This is a genomic window from Streptomyces sp. Q2 (assembly GCF_056820935.1).
This window is the reverse complement of record NZ_JBXEJE010000066.1, coordinates 18,036-33,966: the sequence shown is the minus strand read 5'-3', so window position 1 is coordinate 33,966 and position 15,931 is coordinate 18,036. Positions and strand designations below refer to the sequence as shown.

Sequence of the window (15,931 nt, the reverse complement as noted above, 5' to 3'; positions counted from 1 at the left end):
CGCTTCATGGAGGCAGTGATGGGTGTGGCAGCCGGTCCGATCCGCGTGGTGGTGGCCAAGCCGGGGCTCGACGGCCACGATCGCGGGGCCAAGGTCATCGCGCGAGCGCTGCGCGACGCCGGTATGGAGGTGATCTACACCGGGCTCCACCAGACCCCGGAGCAGATCGTCGACACCGCGATCCAGGAGGACGCCGACGCGATCGGCCTCTCGATCCTCTCCGGGGCGCACAACACGCTCTTCGCGGCCGTGATCGGCCTGCTCAAGGAGCGCGAAGCGGAGGACATCCTCGTCTTCGGCGGCGGGATCATCCCCGAGGGGGACATCGCTCCGCTGAAGGAGAAGGGCGTCGCGGAGATCTTCACGCCCGGTGCGACGACGCAGTCGATCGTGGACTGGGTTCGCGCGCACGTGCAGCAGCCGGCCGGCGCGTAGGCGCCCGCACCGTCGCGGGCAGTCGTGCCGCGGCGGGCAGTCGTGCCCCGGGGGCGGCGTGGGTGGGCGTGGGTGGCAGTCGGCAAGCGCCGGGCCGCGCGCCCGAGGGGTCGATGCGGCCCAGGTCGGCCCGCCCCCTACGCCGCCTCCAGCTCCTCGGCCATCGCCGCCCGCAGCCGCAACGTGGTCACCAGGCGCTGGAAGGCCTCCGCCCAGTAGCCCCCGGCCCCCGGAGACGCGTCCTCCGGTTCGTCCGGCACCGCCAGCAGGCCGGTGAGGCGGCTCGCTTCGGAGGGGTCCAGGCAACGCTCGGCCAGCCCCATCACTCCGCTGAAGCTCCATGGGTAACTCCCCGCATCCCGTGCGATGTTGAGCGCGTCCACGACGGCCCGGCCCAGTGGCGCGGCCCACGGCACCGCACACACCCCGAGCAGCTGGAACGCCTCGGACAGGCCGTGGACCGAGATGAACCCGGCCACCCACTCGGCCCGTTCGGCGGAGCCGAGCGTGCCGAGCAGCTTGGCGCGCTCGGCCAGTGACACCGCGCCGGGGCCGCCGGCCTCGGGTGCGGCGGGCGCCCCGAGCAGCGCCCGTGCCCACTCCGCGTCCCGCTGGCGCACCGCCGCCCGGCACCACGCCGCGTGCAGTTCGCCCTGCCAGTCGTCCGCGACCGGCAGGGCCACGATCCCCCGGGGCGTACGGCCGCCGAGACGAGCCGACCAGGTGGTGAGCGGTGTCGCCTCCACCAGCTGGCCGAACCACCAGGACCGTTCGCCACGGCCCGTCGGCGGCTTGGGTACTACGCCGTCGCGCTCCATGCTCGCGTCGCACTCGTGCGGTGCCTCGACCGCCAGGGTCGGCGCGGCCCCCGTGTGGTCGACGGCCACGCACGCCCCGGCACGGACCGCCATCCGGGCCGCGAGCGCCGAACCCGGCAGTGCCGACAGCAGCTCCGCGGCCGTGGACCGTACGTTGCGGCTCCGGTCGGACAGCGCCTGCTCCAGGAACGGCTCGTCCGCCGCGGTCAGGCCCGTGCGCAGGGAGTCGAGGAACATCAGCCGGTCCTCGGCCCGCTCCGTCGACCAGGTCGCCGCGAGCAGCTCTCGCGCGGCAGCGGGTTCGCGGGCGCGTATCGCGGAGAGCAGGGCGACCCGCTCGGCGAACAGACCCTCCTGCCACAGCTGCCGGATCTTGCCGGTGTCCTCGGAGGGCGGCAGTGCCGCGCCCCCGCCCGGCGTCGCGCGCAGGGCGAACCGCCAGTCCGGGTTCAGCCGGGCGAGCCACACGGCACGCGGACCGGCGAAGGCCAGCGCCGCCGGACGCAGGTCCGTACGCCCGCGGGCCGCGTCCAGGAGGGCGGGCAGCATCTCGGGGGGTGCGGCGTAGCCACGGCTGTTCGCCGTCGCCAGCCACTGCGGCAGCAGTTCCATCAGGTCCGGTGCCGTGCCTCTGCGTCCGCCGCCACCGGTGCCGGGGCGGTCGGCCAGAAGCATCGCCAGTCGGCGGGCCGCCGCGGCGGGCAGGGGCGGGCGCGCGTCCCGGGCCGCCGGTTCCGGACGCCGGGCCGCCTGCCCCGGCCGTAGGCCGGCCCGCCGACGCACGGTCTCCACGGCCGCCGCGTCCAGCAGTGCCACCGGCGCCCGGCGCCCCGGTGCCGAGCCCGGCGGTGTGCGCCGTTCCGTGCCGAGCAGCGCCGCCGTGACAAGTTCCTCCCAGGCGCCCGGCGCGGGCGCGTCCGCAGGAGCGGAGGTCCTGTTCATTCGGTTCCTTTCCTTGCGGTGCCTGGGAGTGGTTGAAGACTCACTCGATGCGAGTTTCCCGTGAGGCGGGTCACATGCGTGGATCGGGGGAGAAAGGGCGGATTGTCGGACCGTTGTGTGCGGCGTGGGACTGTCGGGGGTGGGGGTACGGACATCCCGACGGGGCCTACGGTGCTGGTGAGACGGCGTGTCATCCGGGTGAGTGCACGGCTGGTTACCTTGAGTGTCGCAAGCTTCGGCGGGTGCCGCCGGGCGGGTTCGTCCTGTCGGTTCAGCACAGCGGTACCGCCTCGCCCGGCCCCTCCGGCCAGGCCGTCAGCGGGGTGAAGCCCCGGTGGCCGCACTCGCCGAAGACCTTCACGGGTGCCCCGCCCGAAAGGGCGACGAGGCGCCACAGGCCCGGACGGGAGCGGGCCGTGGGGGTGATCGGCAGGGCCTCGTCCCCGTCGGCGTCCGCCAGCTGCCAGGAATCGCCGTCCGGGGTCGGGACGACCCGGTCCAGCGTCACCGGGACGGCATCCAGCCATGGATCGTCACGGAGGGCCTCGCCGTAGCGGTCGGCCGCCCGGGCCGGTGTCACTCCCGGCGGCCGGGTCGCCGCGGGAGCGGGCAGCGCGAACTGCTCGCCGAGTGCCGCCCGCTGTTGCCCGCTGCCTGGATAGGCGGAGACCTCCGCATCCAGGGCCAGACCGACCGGCAGCGCGAGTTCGGGTGCGCGGCCGGCGGCGCCGTAGGAGAGGAGCAGCGCCGTACGGGCCGACTCGGCGCCGTACAGCCATATCCGGCGCGTTGTCAGACGCGCGTCCGCCGTGTCGTACTGGGCGAGGACCAGCCAGCGGTCCCGCACCGGCGGGCCGTCCGCGGAGGCGGACAGGCCGATTCTCGAACGGACCGTCGCCGCCAGGCCGTCGGGCAGGCGCTCCCGGCGCAGCCAGCCCTGGTCGAGGAGGTGGAGGAGAGCGCACTCCTCCAACAGCCGCACCGGCCAGCCGGGACCGGACGACGGGATCGCCCCCAACTCCCGCACCCGCGCGGCCAGTCCGGAAGCCTGGGCGTCGACCATGCGGGCCGCCGTCTCCTCCCACAGTCCGTAGCCCGCCTGCTCCGCGCCCGCGAGGCCGCCGCGCAACAGGTCCGCCAGCCGCTGCTCCAGTTCCGTCGCGCCCGCGGTGATCCGCTCGGCCCGGCGCTCCGCCCTGCGCCGCGCCGCCTCCGGATCACCGGAGCCCGTCGAGGAACCGGCCGCGCCCGCCGCCCGTTTCTCCGTCGCGCGCCTCTTTCTCCCCTCTATCCACTCCCCGGCCCAGTCCGGCGGTTGCGGGGACGGCACCACACCGTCCCCGCCCGCCCAGAGAAGCAGCAGCCCGAGCGCGTGCTTGCACGGGAACTTGCGGCTCGGACAACTGCACTTGTACGCCGGGCCCGACGGGTCCGCGACGTCGACGACCGTCTGATACGGCTTGCTGCCACTGCCCTTGCACAGCCCCCACACCGTCCCCTCGTCAGCACTGCCCGTCTCGGACCACGGGCCGGCCGCACCGAGTTTGCTTCCCGCTTTGCGTGATGCGGCGTCAGGCGCCAGTGCCAGCACCTGATCCGCACTCCAGCGCACCCCCTGCTGAGTCATGACACCGAAGGTAGATCCCGCCACTGACAATCGGTCCGGCGAACACCTCCGCTGGGCCGTTTCCGCAGGTCAGATCGCATTGTCAGTGGCGTGGTGCACGGTTGGTACCAGATCCGAACCGGCCGAGCTGGAGGGGGCCTCAGCCATGTCTGTGTCCGTGGAACCGATGTCTGTCGAAGTACCTGACGAGGAGCCCACCGTCGCGTTGCGGCCGCACGCCGAGGACGCCTTCGCCGACGAACTCGGCGCACTCGCGCGGCAGGACGACCGACCGCGCCCGGCCCGCTGGAAGCTGTCCCCGTGGGCCGTCGCCACCTACCTGCTCGGCGGCACCCTGCCCGACGGCACGGTGATCACACCGAAGTACGTGGGCCCTCGCCGGCTCGTCGAGGTCGCCGTCACCACCCTCGCCACCGACCGCGCCCTGCTCCTGCTCGGTGTGCCCGGAACCGCCAAGACCTGGGTGTCCGAGCACCTCGCAGCCGCGGTCAGCGGCGACTCGACGCTGCTGGTGCAGGGCACCGCCGGCACCCCGGAGGAGGCGATCCGGTACGGCTGGAACTACGCGCAGTTGCTCGCGCACGGCCCGAGCCGCGACGCCCTCGTCCCCAGCCCGGTCATGCGGGCCATGGCGGAGGGGATGACGGCCCGGATCGAGGAACTGACCCGTATCCCGGCCGACGTACAGGACACGCTCATCACGATCCTGTCGGAGAAGACGCTGCCGATACCGGAACTGGGCCAGGAGGTGCAGGCGGTCCGCGGCTTCAACGTGATCGCGACCGCCAACGACCGAGACCGCGGGGTCAACGACCTGTCCAGCGCCCTGCGCCGCCGCTTCAACACGGTCGTGCTGCCGCTGCCGGAGAGCGTCGAGGCCGAGGTCGACATCGTCTCGCGACGCGTCGACCAGCTCGGCCGCTCCCTCGACCTGCCCGCCGCGCCCGACGGCATCGACGAGATCCGCCGCGTCGTGACCGTCTTCCGCGAGCTGCGCGACGGCGTCACGTCAGACGGCCGTACGAAGCTGAAGTCGCCGAGCGGCACGCTCTCGACGGCCGAGGCGATCTCCGTCGTCACCAACGGCCTCGCGCTGGCTGCCCACTTCGGCGACGGCGTTCTGCGGGCCGGCGACGTCGCCGCGGGCATCCTCGGCGCCGTCGTCCGCGATCCGGCGGCCGACCGCGTCATCTGGCAGGAGTACCTGGAAGCGGTCGTCCGCGAGCGGGACGGCTGGAAGGACTTCTACCGGGCCTGCCGGGAGGTGAGCTCGTGAACGATGCCGGGAGGGGGCGCCGGGGCGGAGGCCCGAAGGGGAACGGGCGGGCGGGGGCGGCCCTCTGTCCGGTGGGTGCCCGAATGGAGGCGGTGCACGTCGGGGGTGTGCGGGGCCCTGTGGCGGCGGCTTGCGCCGTGATGGTGGGTGGTCGTCCGGGGGTGGCGCTCGGCGGGGGCGGAGGCGGCCGTCTGGGGGCGGCGCTCGGCGGGGGCGGAGGCGGCCGTCTGGGGGCGGCGCTCGGCGGGGGCGGAGGCGGCCGTCTGGGGGCGGCGCTCGGCGGGGGCGGAGGCGGCCGTCTGGGGGCGGCGCTCGGCGGGGGCGGAGGCGGCCGTCTGGGGGCGGCGCTCGGCGGGGGCGGAGGCGGCCGTCTGGGGGTGGCGCTCGGCGGGGGCGGGGGCGGTCGTATGGGGGTGGCGCTCGGAGGGAGCGGAGGCAGAGCTACGGCGGTGGTGCGCGACGGGGGCTGGGGGCGACGTGGGGATGCCGGCGGGGGCGGTTGGTCGGTGGCGGTGTGTCGTGGGGGCGTTGGGCTGATTGAGGACGATTCGCGGTGGACTCGGAGGCGAGGGGGACGGTGTGACAGGCACTGAGGGGTCCGGAAGCTGGGGGTCCGGGAACACGGGCCCGGCGGCGGGGCCGTTTCTGCTCGGGGTTCGGCATCACGGGCCCGGTTCCGCGCGGGCCGTGCGGGCGGCACTGGCCGCGGTCCGGCCGAAGGTCGTGCTGATCGAGGGGCCGCCCGAGGCAGACGCCCTGATTCCGCTCGCCGCGGACGAGGACATGCGGCCGCCGGTCGCGCTCCTCGCCCACGCCGTGGACGAGCCCGGCCGCTCGGCGTTCTGGCCGCTGGCCGAGTTCTCCCCGGAGTGGGTCGCGATCCGCTGGGCCCTGGAGCACGACGTCCCGGCCCGTTTCATCGACCTGCCGGCAACGCACACCTTGGCGTGGGGGAGGGAAGACGAGCCCGGAGAGGGGGTGCTGAAGCCCGCCGGTGGGGGTGACGGCGGACCCTCGGCCGGGGAGCCCGTGGCCGGGGAAGGCGGCGAGCCCGTCGGTGGGGACGGCGGTCAGGCCGACAGTGACCCTGGTGACGAGGCCGTGGTCGGTGCCGATGTTCGGGTCGATCCGCTCGGGGTGCTTGCCGACGCTGCCGGTTATGACGATCCGGAGCGGTGGTGGGAGGACGTCGTCGAGCACCGCGGGGCGGGCGAGGGGGACGTCCTCGCGCCCTTCGTCGCGCTCGAAGAGGCCATGGGGGCGCTGCGGGAGACGTACGGGAGCGGGGGGCAGGACCGGGATCTCGTGCGGGAGGCGTACATGCGGCTCCAGATGCGCGCGGCGCAGCGCGAGTTCGGGGACGGCGTGGCCGTGGTGTGCGGGGCCTGGCACGTGCCGGCGTTGCGGCAGAGGAGCGCCGTCGCCGCCGACCGGGCACGGCTCAAGGGGCTGCCCAAGGTCAAGTCGGCGATGACGTGGGTGCCGTGGACGCATCGCCGGTTGTCGCGCCACAGCGGATACGGCGCGGGCATCGACTCGCCCGGCTGGTACGGGCATCTGTTCAGCGCGCCGGACCGGCCGGTCGAGCGGTGGCTGACCAAGGTGGCGGGCCTGCTGCGGGACGAGGACCGGCTCGTGTCCTCGGCGCACGTCATCGAGGCGGTGCGGCTGGCGGAGACGCTCGCCGCGATGCGCGGGCGTCCGCTGCCCGGGCTGAGCGAGACGACCGACGCCGTGCGGGCGGTGATGTGCGAGGGCTCGGACGTGCCGCTGGCGCTGGTGCACGACCGGCTGGTCGTGGGGGACGTGTTGGGTGAGGTGCCGCAGGCGGCGCCCGCGGTGCCGTTGCAGCGGGACCTCGACCGGATCCAGCGCCGGCTGCGGCTCAAGCCCGAGGCGTTGGAGCGGGAGTTGGAGCTCGACCTGCGCAAGGACACCGACGCCGAGCGCAGCAGGCTGCTGCACCGGCTGCGGCTGCTGGGCGTGGGGTGGGGCGAGCCGGTGGCCTCGCGCGGAAGTACGGGCACGTTCCGGGAGACGTGGCGGCTGCGGTGGGAGCCGGAGCTGTCCGTGCGGGTCGCGGAGGCCGGGGTCTGGGGCACGACCGTGCTCGGCGCCGCGACCGCCAAGGCCGAGGCGGACGCCGTCTCCGCACAGGCCCTCGCCGACGTCACCGCCCTCGCCGAGCGCTGCCTGCTGGCCGAACTGCCGGACGCACTGCCGACGGTGATGCGGATCCTCGCCGACCGCGCGGCGCTGGACACCGACGTCGGCCACCTCGCCCAGGCCCTGCCCGCACTGGTCCGCTCCCTCCGCTACGGCGACGTGCGCGGCACGAACACCGGCGCCCTGACAGAGGTCGCCGCGGGCCTCGCCGAACGGATCTTCGTCGGCCTGCCCCCGGCCTGTGCCGCACTCGACGCCGACGCGGCCGAGGAGATGCGGCGCCATGTCGAAGCGGTGCACGGGGCGGTGGGACTGCTGGGCGAGGCCTCCGCGGCTACCCACGGCGACCTGCGGGAGCGTTGGTACGGCGTGCTGCGGGTGCTGTCCGGGCGGGACACCGTGCCCGGTGTCGTCCGGGGGCGGGCCGTGCGGCTGCTGCTGGACGAAGGGGAGTTGGCCCAGGGCGACGCGGCACGGCTCATGGGACTCGTGCTGTCGCCGGGCACGCCGCCGGGCGACGCGGCCGCGTGGATCGAGGGCTTCGTCGGCGGCGGCTCCGGCGGCGGAATGCTGCTCGTGCACGACGAGCGGCTGCTCGGCCTGGTCGACGCATGGCTGACGGGCGTGCCGGCGGAGGCGTTCACGGACGTGCTGCCTCTGCTGCGGCGGACCTTCTCGGCGTACGAATCGGGGGTGCGCCGAACCCTGGGCGAGTTGATCCGACGCGGGCCGGGACAGCGGGGCAGCGGGGCGCCGACCGGGACCGGGATACCCGGCTTCGGAGCCGACCTCCACAGCGAGCGTGCGGACGCGGTGCTGCCGGTGGTGCGGCTGCTGCTGGGGTTGGACGGCGAGGCGGGCAGCACCGACGACAACGACCTTGTGGGGGTGGCGTGATGACGACCGTGACGGCCGCGACGGCCATGGCGAACACGACGGCCATGACGGCCATGGCGAACACGACGGCCATGACGGCTACGGCGCACATGACGGCTACGGCGCACACGACGGCCGGCCGGCCGAGCGAACCGAGGCAGCTGAGGGAGCCGATGCAGCCGGGCGAGTCGGTGGCGACGGTCCGGGCCGGGCACGGGTGCGGGGCGGCGGACGGACCGACCACGACCACGACCACGACCGTACCGGTGGTTCCGCTCTGGGAACGGCTTTGTGCGGGGGTGCGGGGATGACGAACGGGTCGGTGGGACGGGTGATCTGCGAGCGCGGAGGAGGGGCGGGATGACGGCGGAGCTGATCGTCGACCCGGCGCAGGAGCGGCTGCGGCGCTGGCGGCTCGTCCTCGGGGGCGACGCGGCCGACGGCACCGGATGCGCGCTGTCCGGGCAGGACGCCGCCATGGACGGGGCGCTGGCCGCGCTCTACGGCAAGGCGGACAAGGGGCCGGCGGGGCGGGACCGTTCGGCGGGGCTCGGGGCGTCGGCGCCGGCCGTGGCGCGCTGGCTGGGGGACATCCGGACCTACTTCCCCTCCTCCGTCGTGCAGATCATGCAGCGCGACGCCATCGACCGGCTGGGGCTGTCCACCCTGCTGCTCGAACCGGAGATGCTGGAGGCGGTGGAGGCCGACGTGCACCTCGTCGGCACGCTCCTCTCCCTCAACAAGGCGATGCCGGAGATCACGAAGGAGACGGCACGGGCGGTGGTGCGCAAGGTCGTCGAGGACCTGGAGAAGCGACTGGCGAGCCGTACCCGGGCCACCCTCACCGGCGCGCTCGACCGCAGCGCTCGGATCAACCGGCCGCGCCACCACGACATCGACTGGAACCGCACGATCGCGGCCAACCTCAAGCACTACCTGCCGGAGTACCGGACGATCGTGCCGGAGCGGCTCATCGGGTACGGGCGGGCGTCCCAGTCCGTGAAGAAGGAAGTCATCCTCTGCATCGACCAGTCGGGGTCGATGGCGGCGTCCGTCGTCTACGCGTCGGTGTTCGGGGCGGTGCTGGCGTCCATGCGGTCGATCAGTACGCGGCTGGTCGTCTTCGACACGGCGGTCGTCGACCTCACCGACCAGCTGGACGACCCGGTCGATGTCCTGTTCGGGACCCAGCTCGGCGGCGGCACCGACATCAACCGGGCGCTGGCCTACTGCCAGTCGCAGATCACGCGGCCCGCGGAGACCGTGGTCGTACTGATCAGCGACCTCTACGAAGGGGGCATACGGAACGAGATGCTCAAGCGGGTCGCGGCGATGAAGGCATCGGGGGTGCAGTTCGTGACGCTGCTGGCCCTGTCGGACGAGGGGGCGCCCGCGTACGACCGGGAGCACGCGGCCGCGCTCGCCGGACTGGGGGCACCGGCCTTCGCCTGTACGCCGGATCTGTTTCCGGAGGTGATGGCGGCGGCGATCGAGAAGCGGCCGTTGCCGATACCGGAGAGTGCGTGAGGGGCCAACGCGTGGTGGCTTGCCGGTGATTTGTCGACCCGTTGACCTGCATTGTCGGACGACCCGGGTCGGCAAACCGGACATGCCTACGCATCGGTAACAGGGGACTTGCGCAACCTCGGGAGTGCCGTGCGAGGATCAACGCGCCTGTCAGCGGCGCGTTGCGCTCCGCTTGTTCCGCACGGGAGGAACCTCCCCCTCTTGACCTCGCCAGCCGTTCTTTCCGGTGCCGCCCTGCGCGTGATGCGTACGGCGGCCGGGCGGCGTGCGCTGCAAGTGGCCGTGCTGGTGGGCGGGTTGTTCGCGCTCGGGTTCCTCTGCGGAGGGCAGGCGCATGCGGCGGACGGGGCGCTGTCGGCGACGTCGACGAAGTCCGTTGCTTCGACGGCCTCGCTTGATTCCTCGACCTCCCCTGGTTCCCGGACCGCCCTTGATTCCTCGACCTCCCCTGGTTCCCGGACCGCCCTTGGCTCCCCGACCTCCCCTGGTTCCCGGACCTCCGTGACGTCGGTATCGACAGGTGCGCCCGCGGACGACGATCACGTCGTCCGGCCGGTGGTCCGTCATGTCGTCCGGAGCGTGGACGCNCCGTGACGTCGGTATCGACAGGTGCGCCCGCGGACGACGATCACGTCGTCCGGCCGGTGGTCCGTCATGTCGTCCGGAGCGTGGACGCGCGCGTCGCGGAGCCGGTTCGCCGACTCGTGGGCGTCGTGGCCACAGGTCTGGCCGGGGCGGAGGCGAAGCTGCCGGCGTTCCCCGCGTCCCCTGCGCTGCCGAGCCTGCCGGAAGGTTCCCAGCCGCCCGCTCTTCCGGAGCTGCCCGGCCTGCCTGGTCCGCCCGGTACGCCCGCGCTCCCGGGGCAGACGTTGCCGACGCCGGTGACTTCCGTGCCGGGGCCGAGTTCCTCGGTCGCACCGCAGACGGTGAAGGAACAAGGGCCGGAGGGGCGTACCGCCGCGGCGGCGCCCCTGGCGTACGGACCGCGGTTCGCGGCCGGTGCCGTGGTGACCGGCGGTGTGGCGCACACGCCCGTACATCCTGCCGAGCCCGCCGGGCAGGGCCCCGAGCGTCACAGGCCCCCCGGCGATGCGGGCGGCGTGCTGAGCGGCAAGTCGGCGATCGACAACGGCACGCCGCGGCACGGTGACGCGCATGCCGTCACCGGCGACAGCCGGGCAGCGGTGCGGCTCATGGCCGGCGTCGCCGCGCGGACCGCGGCGGACGGCACCCGGGACAGGCACCGGGACATCCCCGTATTCCCCGGCTAGGGCAGGGCCTTCCCCCGCTGTAGACCTGCCGCGCGGGGGCGGAACAGGTCTGCCCGACCGTCCGGACGCCCCTCCGATCTCCGGATGGAGCCCCGGAGCCGCCACCGCATTCCGTGGTCCCTCATGGACGTGATCCCGGAGTTTCCGGATCCCTCACTCCAGGACCGCGGCCGGAGACGGCACCGGCATTGTCCCCAAGCCTGCCCAAGTCCCGAGGCCCTGAGTGCCCTGAGAGCCCTTCGAAGGAGCTCTCCCGTGTGCCTCGGACTCCCGAGGATCTAAGGATCTGACGTACGCATGAACAAGAACATCCGCCGTTCCATCGTCATAGCCGCCGGCGTCACCGGCGCGTGGGCGCTCGGTTCCGCCGTGGCCAGCGCCGACGAACTGCCCGCGTCCTCCCTCTCCGCGCCGGACGCCACCGCCACCGCCACCGCTGACGCGACGACCGACCTCACCGACACCCTCGGCACGGTCACCGGCACCGTCACCGACACGGTCGACGGAGTCGTCTCCGGCGTGCGGGACACCGTCTCCGGTGCCACCGTCACCACCGGCACGGCCACGAACACCGCGTCCACCGATGCCGCGGACCAGGCCCGCCGGTACGTCGACGCGAAGGTCACCGTCCCGACGGTGTCCAAGGTGAAGGGTGCCGCGGCCATCCAGGGCGCGCAGGCGGCCCGCGCGGCGCAGGCCGCCACGGCCACGGCGACCGTCACCGCCGACGAGAGCGTCACCGCCGTCCGCTCCACCGCCTCCGACGCGCGCGCTCACACTGCTCAGATCGATTCGAGCACTCCGAGCACTCCGAGCACTCCGAGTGCTCCTCAGAGCGAGATCGACTACCTCTTCGGTCCCCTCACCGCCTTCGCACCCGAGCTGGAGCAGGCGCTGGCCGCGGCCCAGACGAGGCTGCAGGGCGTCCAGTCCGCGGCCCGTTCCCAGGCGCAGGGCGTCGAGGGCGTCGTACGGACGAAGGCGCAGCACACGGTCGCCGGCGCGGGCCGCACGGCGGCAGGCGTGACCGGCGCGGCGCGGACCACGGTCTTGGGCGTCGAGAACCGGGGCGCCGGCGCGGCCACCACCGTCCAGGGTCCGACCGGTGCCGTGACGAGCGCCGCGGGGGCCACCGTCTCCTCCGTCCCGAGCCACCTCACCGGCACGGTAGGCGGAGTCGCCCGGCAGGTCACCGGCACGGTCGCCGGCCTCCCCGGCACCGTCACCCCGGTCGTCCAGCAGACGGCGGCAGCGGTTGTCCCGCCCGTGGCGACCGCCGCCGTCGGCGGGATCGTGCCGGTCGCCGGGCAGGCGGTGGCCGGTGTCGTGCCGAGTGCGGAGCACGCGGTCGCCGGTGTCGGGCCCGTCGCCGGGCACGCGGTCAACGGGGTGCACCCGGTCGTCACCGACACGGTGAACGGCGTGTATCCCGTGGTCACCGACGCGGTGAACCGCGTGGCACCGGTCGCGGGCGGCGCTGTGGCCGGGGTCGAGCAGACCGCCGGGCACACCGTCGACGCCGCGAGCGGGCTGGCGTACGGAGTGGTGGCCGACGTCCAGCCCGTCGCGGGCGGCGTCGTGCGGGGTGTGCAGCCGGTCGCCGCGGGTGCGGTGCAGGGCGTGCGGCCGGTCGTCGGCGGGGTCGGTTCCGACGTACCGCAGTACGCCGCCGCCACGGCCGGCGACGCCGGGTGGGTCGTGGACGGCGTCGCCACGGACGTGCCGCCGTACGCCACCGGCCTCCTCGGCCAGGTCGGCGACGGCACCACGGACGCCGTACTGCCGCCGGTCGCGAACGGCGCCGTGCACGGCGTGGCGCCCGTCGCCGGGCAGGCCGTCGCGGACGCGACCGCGCTGGCGTACGGCGTCACGCAGGACGTCCAGCCCTTCGCGTACGGCGTCGCCGCTGACGTACCGCCGCTCGCGCATGGTGTGAGCGGGCACGCGAGCGACCTCGGCCACGGCGTCGCCGGCCAGGTGGCGCCGTTCGCGCAGGGTGTCACCGGTGCCGTGCGGCCCGTCGTCGACACCGTCGTGGAGACCGTGCGGCCCCTCGTGCGGGGCGTGGGCGGCAGCGCCACCGCGCTGGCGTACGGCGTCACGCAGGACGTCGAGCCCTTCGCGTACGGCGTCGCGGGCGAGGCCGCCCCGTTCGCGTACGGCGTCGCGGGCGAGACCGCCCCGTTCGCGTACGGCGTCGCCGGCCAGGTCGCCCCGTTCGCGGAGGACCTGACCGGGACCGTCCGGGCCACCGCCGGTCCGCTCGCGGGCCACGCCGTCACCGGCATCGAGGGCGTCGCCCGGTCGGCCACCCCGGGCTACGTGCGGGACGTGCGGAACACGGCCGCGCAGAACCTGTGGGACGTGCAGCACACGCAGGCCGCACAGAACCTGCACCACGGCAGCACGTACGGCGTCTGAGTCCGACCGGACCACGGTCCGGGCGACTGCCCGACCACCTGACTCCATGAGGCCGCAGGACCCGGACGGCCGAAAGCCGTCGGTCCGTCCGGCCGGAACCTCATGGACGGGGCGCGTGGTCCCCATTGGGGTGGGGATCATCCGCCCCACGCCCCTCAGGGGCTGTTCAAAGGGCCTCACCGGGTCAACCCCAGCCCGGTGAGGCCCTCACACACGGCACCCCGTGCCGGTGAGCACGGCATCATGTGACAGGTATCACCGCTCAGGTGTGACCCGCGATTTAGAGGCCTCCGGCAAGCAGGGATAACCTGCGAGACGGACATGCCGCGCGCTCGGACACCGTGTGCGCCTCCCTTGTGACTGACAGACGGCGGACGTCACGTTGCCCTCGCGGCACGCCCACGCAGACAACGAACCGCGAGATCACTGATAGGGACGGAAGCGCGTGGACCTGTTCGAGTACCAGGCGAGGGACCTCTTCGCCAAGCACGATGTACCGGTGCTGGCCGGTGAAGTCATCGACACGCCTGAGGCGGCCCGCGCAGCCACTGAGCGTCTTGGTGGCAAGTCCGTCGTCAAGGCCCAGGTGAAGGTCGGCGGCCGTGGCAAGGCCGGTGGCGTGAAGCTCGCCGCCACCCCGGACGAGGCCGTCGCCCGTGCGACGGACATCCTCGGCATGGACATCAAGGGCCACACGGTCCACAAGGTGATGATCGCCGAGACGGCCCCGGAGATCCTGGAGGAGTACTACGTCTCCTTCCTCCTGGACCGCACCAACCGCACCTTCCTCTCCATCGCCTCCGTCGAGGGCGGCATGGAGATCGAGGAGGTGGCGGCCAACCGCCCCGACGCCGTCGCCAAGACGCCGATCGACGCCAACGAGGGTGTGACCCCGGAGAAGGCCCGCGAGATCGTCGCGGCCGCGAAGTTCCCGGCCGAGGTCGCCGACAAGGTGGCCAACGTCCTGGTCACCCTGTGGAAGACCTTCATCGCCGAGGACGCGCTCCTCGTCGAGGTCAACCCGCTGGCGAAGGTCGCCTCCGGTGACGTCATCGCCCTGGACGGCAAGGTCTCCCTGGACGAGAACGCCGAGTTCCGTCAGCCGGATCACGAGGCCCTCGCCGACAAGGACGCGGCCAACCCGCTCGAGGCCGCCGCCAAGGAGAAGAACCTCAACTACGTCAAGCTCGACGGTGAGGTCGGCATCATCGGCAACGGCGCGGGTCTCGTCATGAGCACCCTGGACGTCGTCGCGTACGCCGGTGAGGCTCACGGCGGCGTCAAGCCCGCCAACTTCCTCGACATCGGCGGCGGCGCCTCCGCCGCGGTCATGGCGAACGGCCTGGAGATCATCCTCGGCGACCCGGACGTCAAGTCCGTCTTCGTCAACGTCTTCGGTGGCATCACCGCCTGCGACGAGGTCGCCAACGGCATCGTGCAGGCGCTGCAGCTGCTCAAGGACAAGGGCGAGGACGTCACCAAGCCCCTCGTCGTCCGCCTCGACGGCAACAACGCCGAGCTGGGTCGCAAGATCCTCTCCGACGCCAACCACCCGCTGGTGCAGCGCGTGGACACCATGGACGGCGCGGCCGACAAGGCCGCCGAGCTCGCGGCTGCGAAGTAAGGAAGAGGGACAGACACAGCCATGGCTATCTTCCTCAACAAGGACTCAAAGGTCATCGTCCAGGGCATGACCGGTGCCACGGGCATGAAGCACACCAAGCTCATGCTCGCGGACGGCACCAACATCGTCGGTGGCGTGAACCCCCGCAAGGCGGGCACGTCCGTCGACATCGACGGCACCGAGATCCCGGTCTTCGGCACGGTCGCCGAGGCGATCGAGAAGACGGGCGCGAACGTCTCCGTCCTCTTCGTGCCGCCGGCCTTCTCCAAGGCCGCCGTCGTCGAGGCGATCGACGCCGAGATCCCCCTCGCGGTCGTCATCACCGAGGGCATCGCGGTCCACGACTCGGCCGCGTTCTACGCGTACGCCGTGTCGAAGGGCAACAAGACCCGGATCATCGGCCCGAACTGCCCCGGACTCATCACCCCGGGCCAGTCCAACGCCGGCATCATCCCGGGCGACATCACGAAGCCGGGCCGCATCGGCCTGGTCTCGAAGTCCGGCACGCTGACCTACCAGATGATGTACGAGCTGCGTGACATCGGCTTCTCGTCCGCCGTCGGCATCGGTGGCGACCCGGTCATCGGTACGACGCACATCGACGCGCTCGCCGCGTTCGAGGCCGACCCCGACACCGACCTGATCGTCATGATCGGCGAGATCGGCGGCGACGCCGAGGAGCGTGCGGCGGACTTCATCGCGAAGAACGTGACGAAGCCGGTCGTCGGTTACGTCGCGGGCTTCACCGCGCCCGAGGGCAAGACCATGGGCCACGCCGGCGCCATCGTCTCCGGCTCCTCCGGCACGGCCGCCGCCAAGAAGGAGGCCCTCGAGGCCGCCGGCGTCAAGGTCGGCAAGACGCCGACCGAGACGGCGAAGCTGGCGCGCGCCATTCTCGGCCACTGAGCACAGCTCACCGGCTGAACCAGGCGCAACGCCGCACAGCAG

Annotated in this window: 11 protein-coding genes; 9 read left to right on the top strand and 2 right to left on the bottom strand. The window is 73.3% G+C overall.

Annotation, left to right across the window (positions count from 1 at the left end; genetic code table 11):
- Positions 1-18: 18 nt before the first annotated feature.
- Positions 19-435, top strand: a complete 417-nt coding sequence (gene icmB, locus ACWBNA_RS44070; protein ID WP_482710248.1) for a coenzyme B12-dependent isobutyryl CoA mutase small subunit — start codon at positions 19-21, stop codon at positions 433-435.
- A 137-nt stretch (positions 436-572) separates the two neighbouring features.
- On the opposite strand, the gene ACWBNA_RS44065 is transcribed toward icmB, so the two are convergent.
- Positions 573-2,195 (bottom strand): DUF5691 domain-containing protein, encoded by a 1,623-nt coding sequence (locus ACWBNA_RS44065; protein ID WP_482710247.1) that lies wholly within the window; start codon positions 2,193-2,195, stop codon positions 573-575.
- 271 nt (positions 2,196-2,466) lie between these two features.
- The gene (locus ACWBNA_RS44060; protein WP_482710245.1) at positions 2,467-3,822 is read right to left on the bottom strand and encodes an SWIM zinc finger family protein; all 1,356 of its coding nucleotides are present in this window, start codon (positions 3,820-3,822) and stop codon (positions 2,467-2,469) included.
- A 145-nt stretch (positions 3,823-3,967) separates the two neighbouring features.
- Here ACWBNA_RS44060 and ACWBNA_RS44055 point away from each other — a divergent pair, with 145 nt between their 5' ends.
- From ACWBNA_RS44055 to sucD, 8 genes are all read left to right on the top strand, one after another.
- The gene (locus tag ACWBNA_RS44055; RefSeq protein WP_482710244.1) at positions 3,968-5,098 is read left to right on the top strand and encodes an ATP-binding protein; all 1,131 of its coding nucleotides are present in this window, start codon (positions 3,968-3,970) and stop codon (positions 5,096-5,098) included.
- 579 nt (positions 5,099-5,677) lie between these two features.
- Entirely contained in the window at positions 5,678-8,161 is a 2,484-nt protein-coding gene (locus ACWBNA_RS44050; protein ID WP_482710243.1) for a DUF5682 family protein, read from the top strand.
- The gene (locus ACWBNA_RS44045; RefSeq protein WP_482710242.1) at positions 8,161-8,451 is read left to right on the top strand and encodes a hypothetical protein; all 291 of its coding nucleotides are present in this window, start codon (positions 8,161-8,163) and stop codon (positions 8,449-8,451) included. The genes ACWBNA_RS44050 and ACWBNA_RS44045 overlap by 1 nt, the downstream gene beginning before the upstream one ends.
- Before the next feature lie 49 nt (positions 8,452-8,500).
- Positions 8,501-9,667 (top strand): VWA domain-containing protein, encoded by a 1,167-nt coding sequence (locus tag ACWBNA_RS44040; protein WP_482710241.1) that lies wholly within the window; start codon positions 8,501-8,503, stop codon positions 9,665-9,667.
- A 668-nt stretch (positions 9,668-10,335) separates the two neighbouring features.
- Entirely contained in the window at positions 10,336-10,938 is a 603-nt protein-coding gene (locus tag ACWBNA_RS44035; protein ID WP_482710240.1) for a hypothetical protein, read from the top strand.
- A 297-nt stretch (positions 10,939-11,235) separates the two neighbouring features.
- Positions 11,236-13,359, top strand: coding sequence for a DNA polymerase III subunit gamma/tau domain-containing protein (locus tag ACWBNA_RS44030; RefSeq protein WP_482710239.1), 2,124 nt, complete (start codon positions 11,236-11,238; stop codon positions 13,357-13,359).
- A gap of 445 nt (positions 13,360-13,804) precedes the next feature.
- Complete coding sequence (sucC, locus tag ACWBNA_RS44025) at positions 13,805-14,983, top strand: ADP-forming succinate--CoA ligase subunit beta (RefSeq protein WP_482710238.1); 1,179 nt, start codon at positions 13,805-13,807, stop codon at positions 14,981-14,983.
- 21 nt (positions 14,984-15,004) lie between these two features.
- The gene (gene sucD / locus ACWBNA_RS44020) at positions 15,005-15,889 is read left to right on the top strand and encodes a succinate--CoA ligase subunit alpha (protein WP_217235135.1); all 885 of its coding nucleotides are present in this window, start codon (positions 15,005-15,007) and stop codon (positions 15,887-15,889) included.
- Positions 15,890-15,931: the final 42 nt, after the last annotated feature.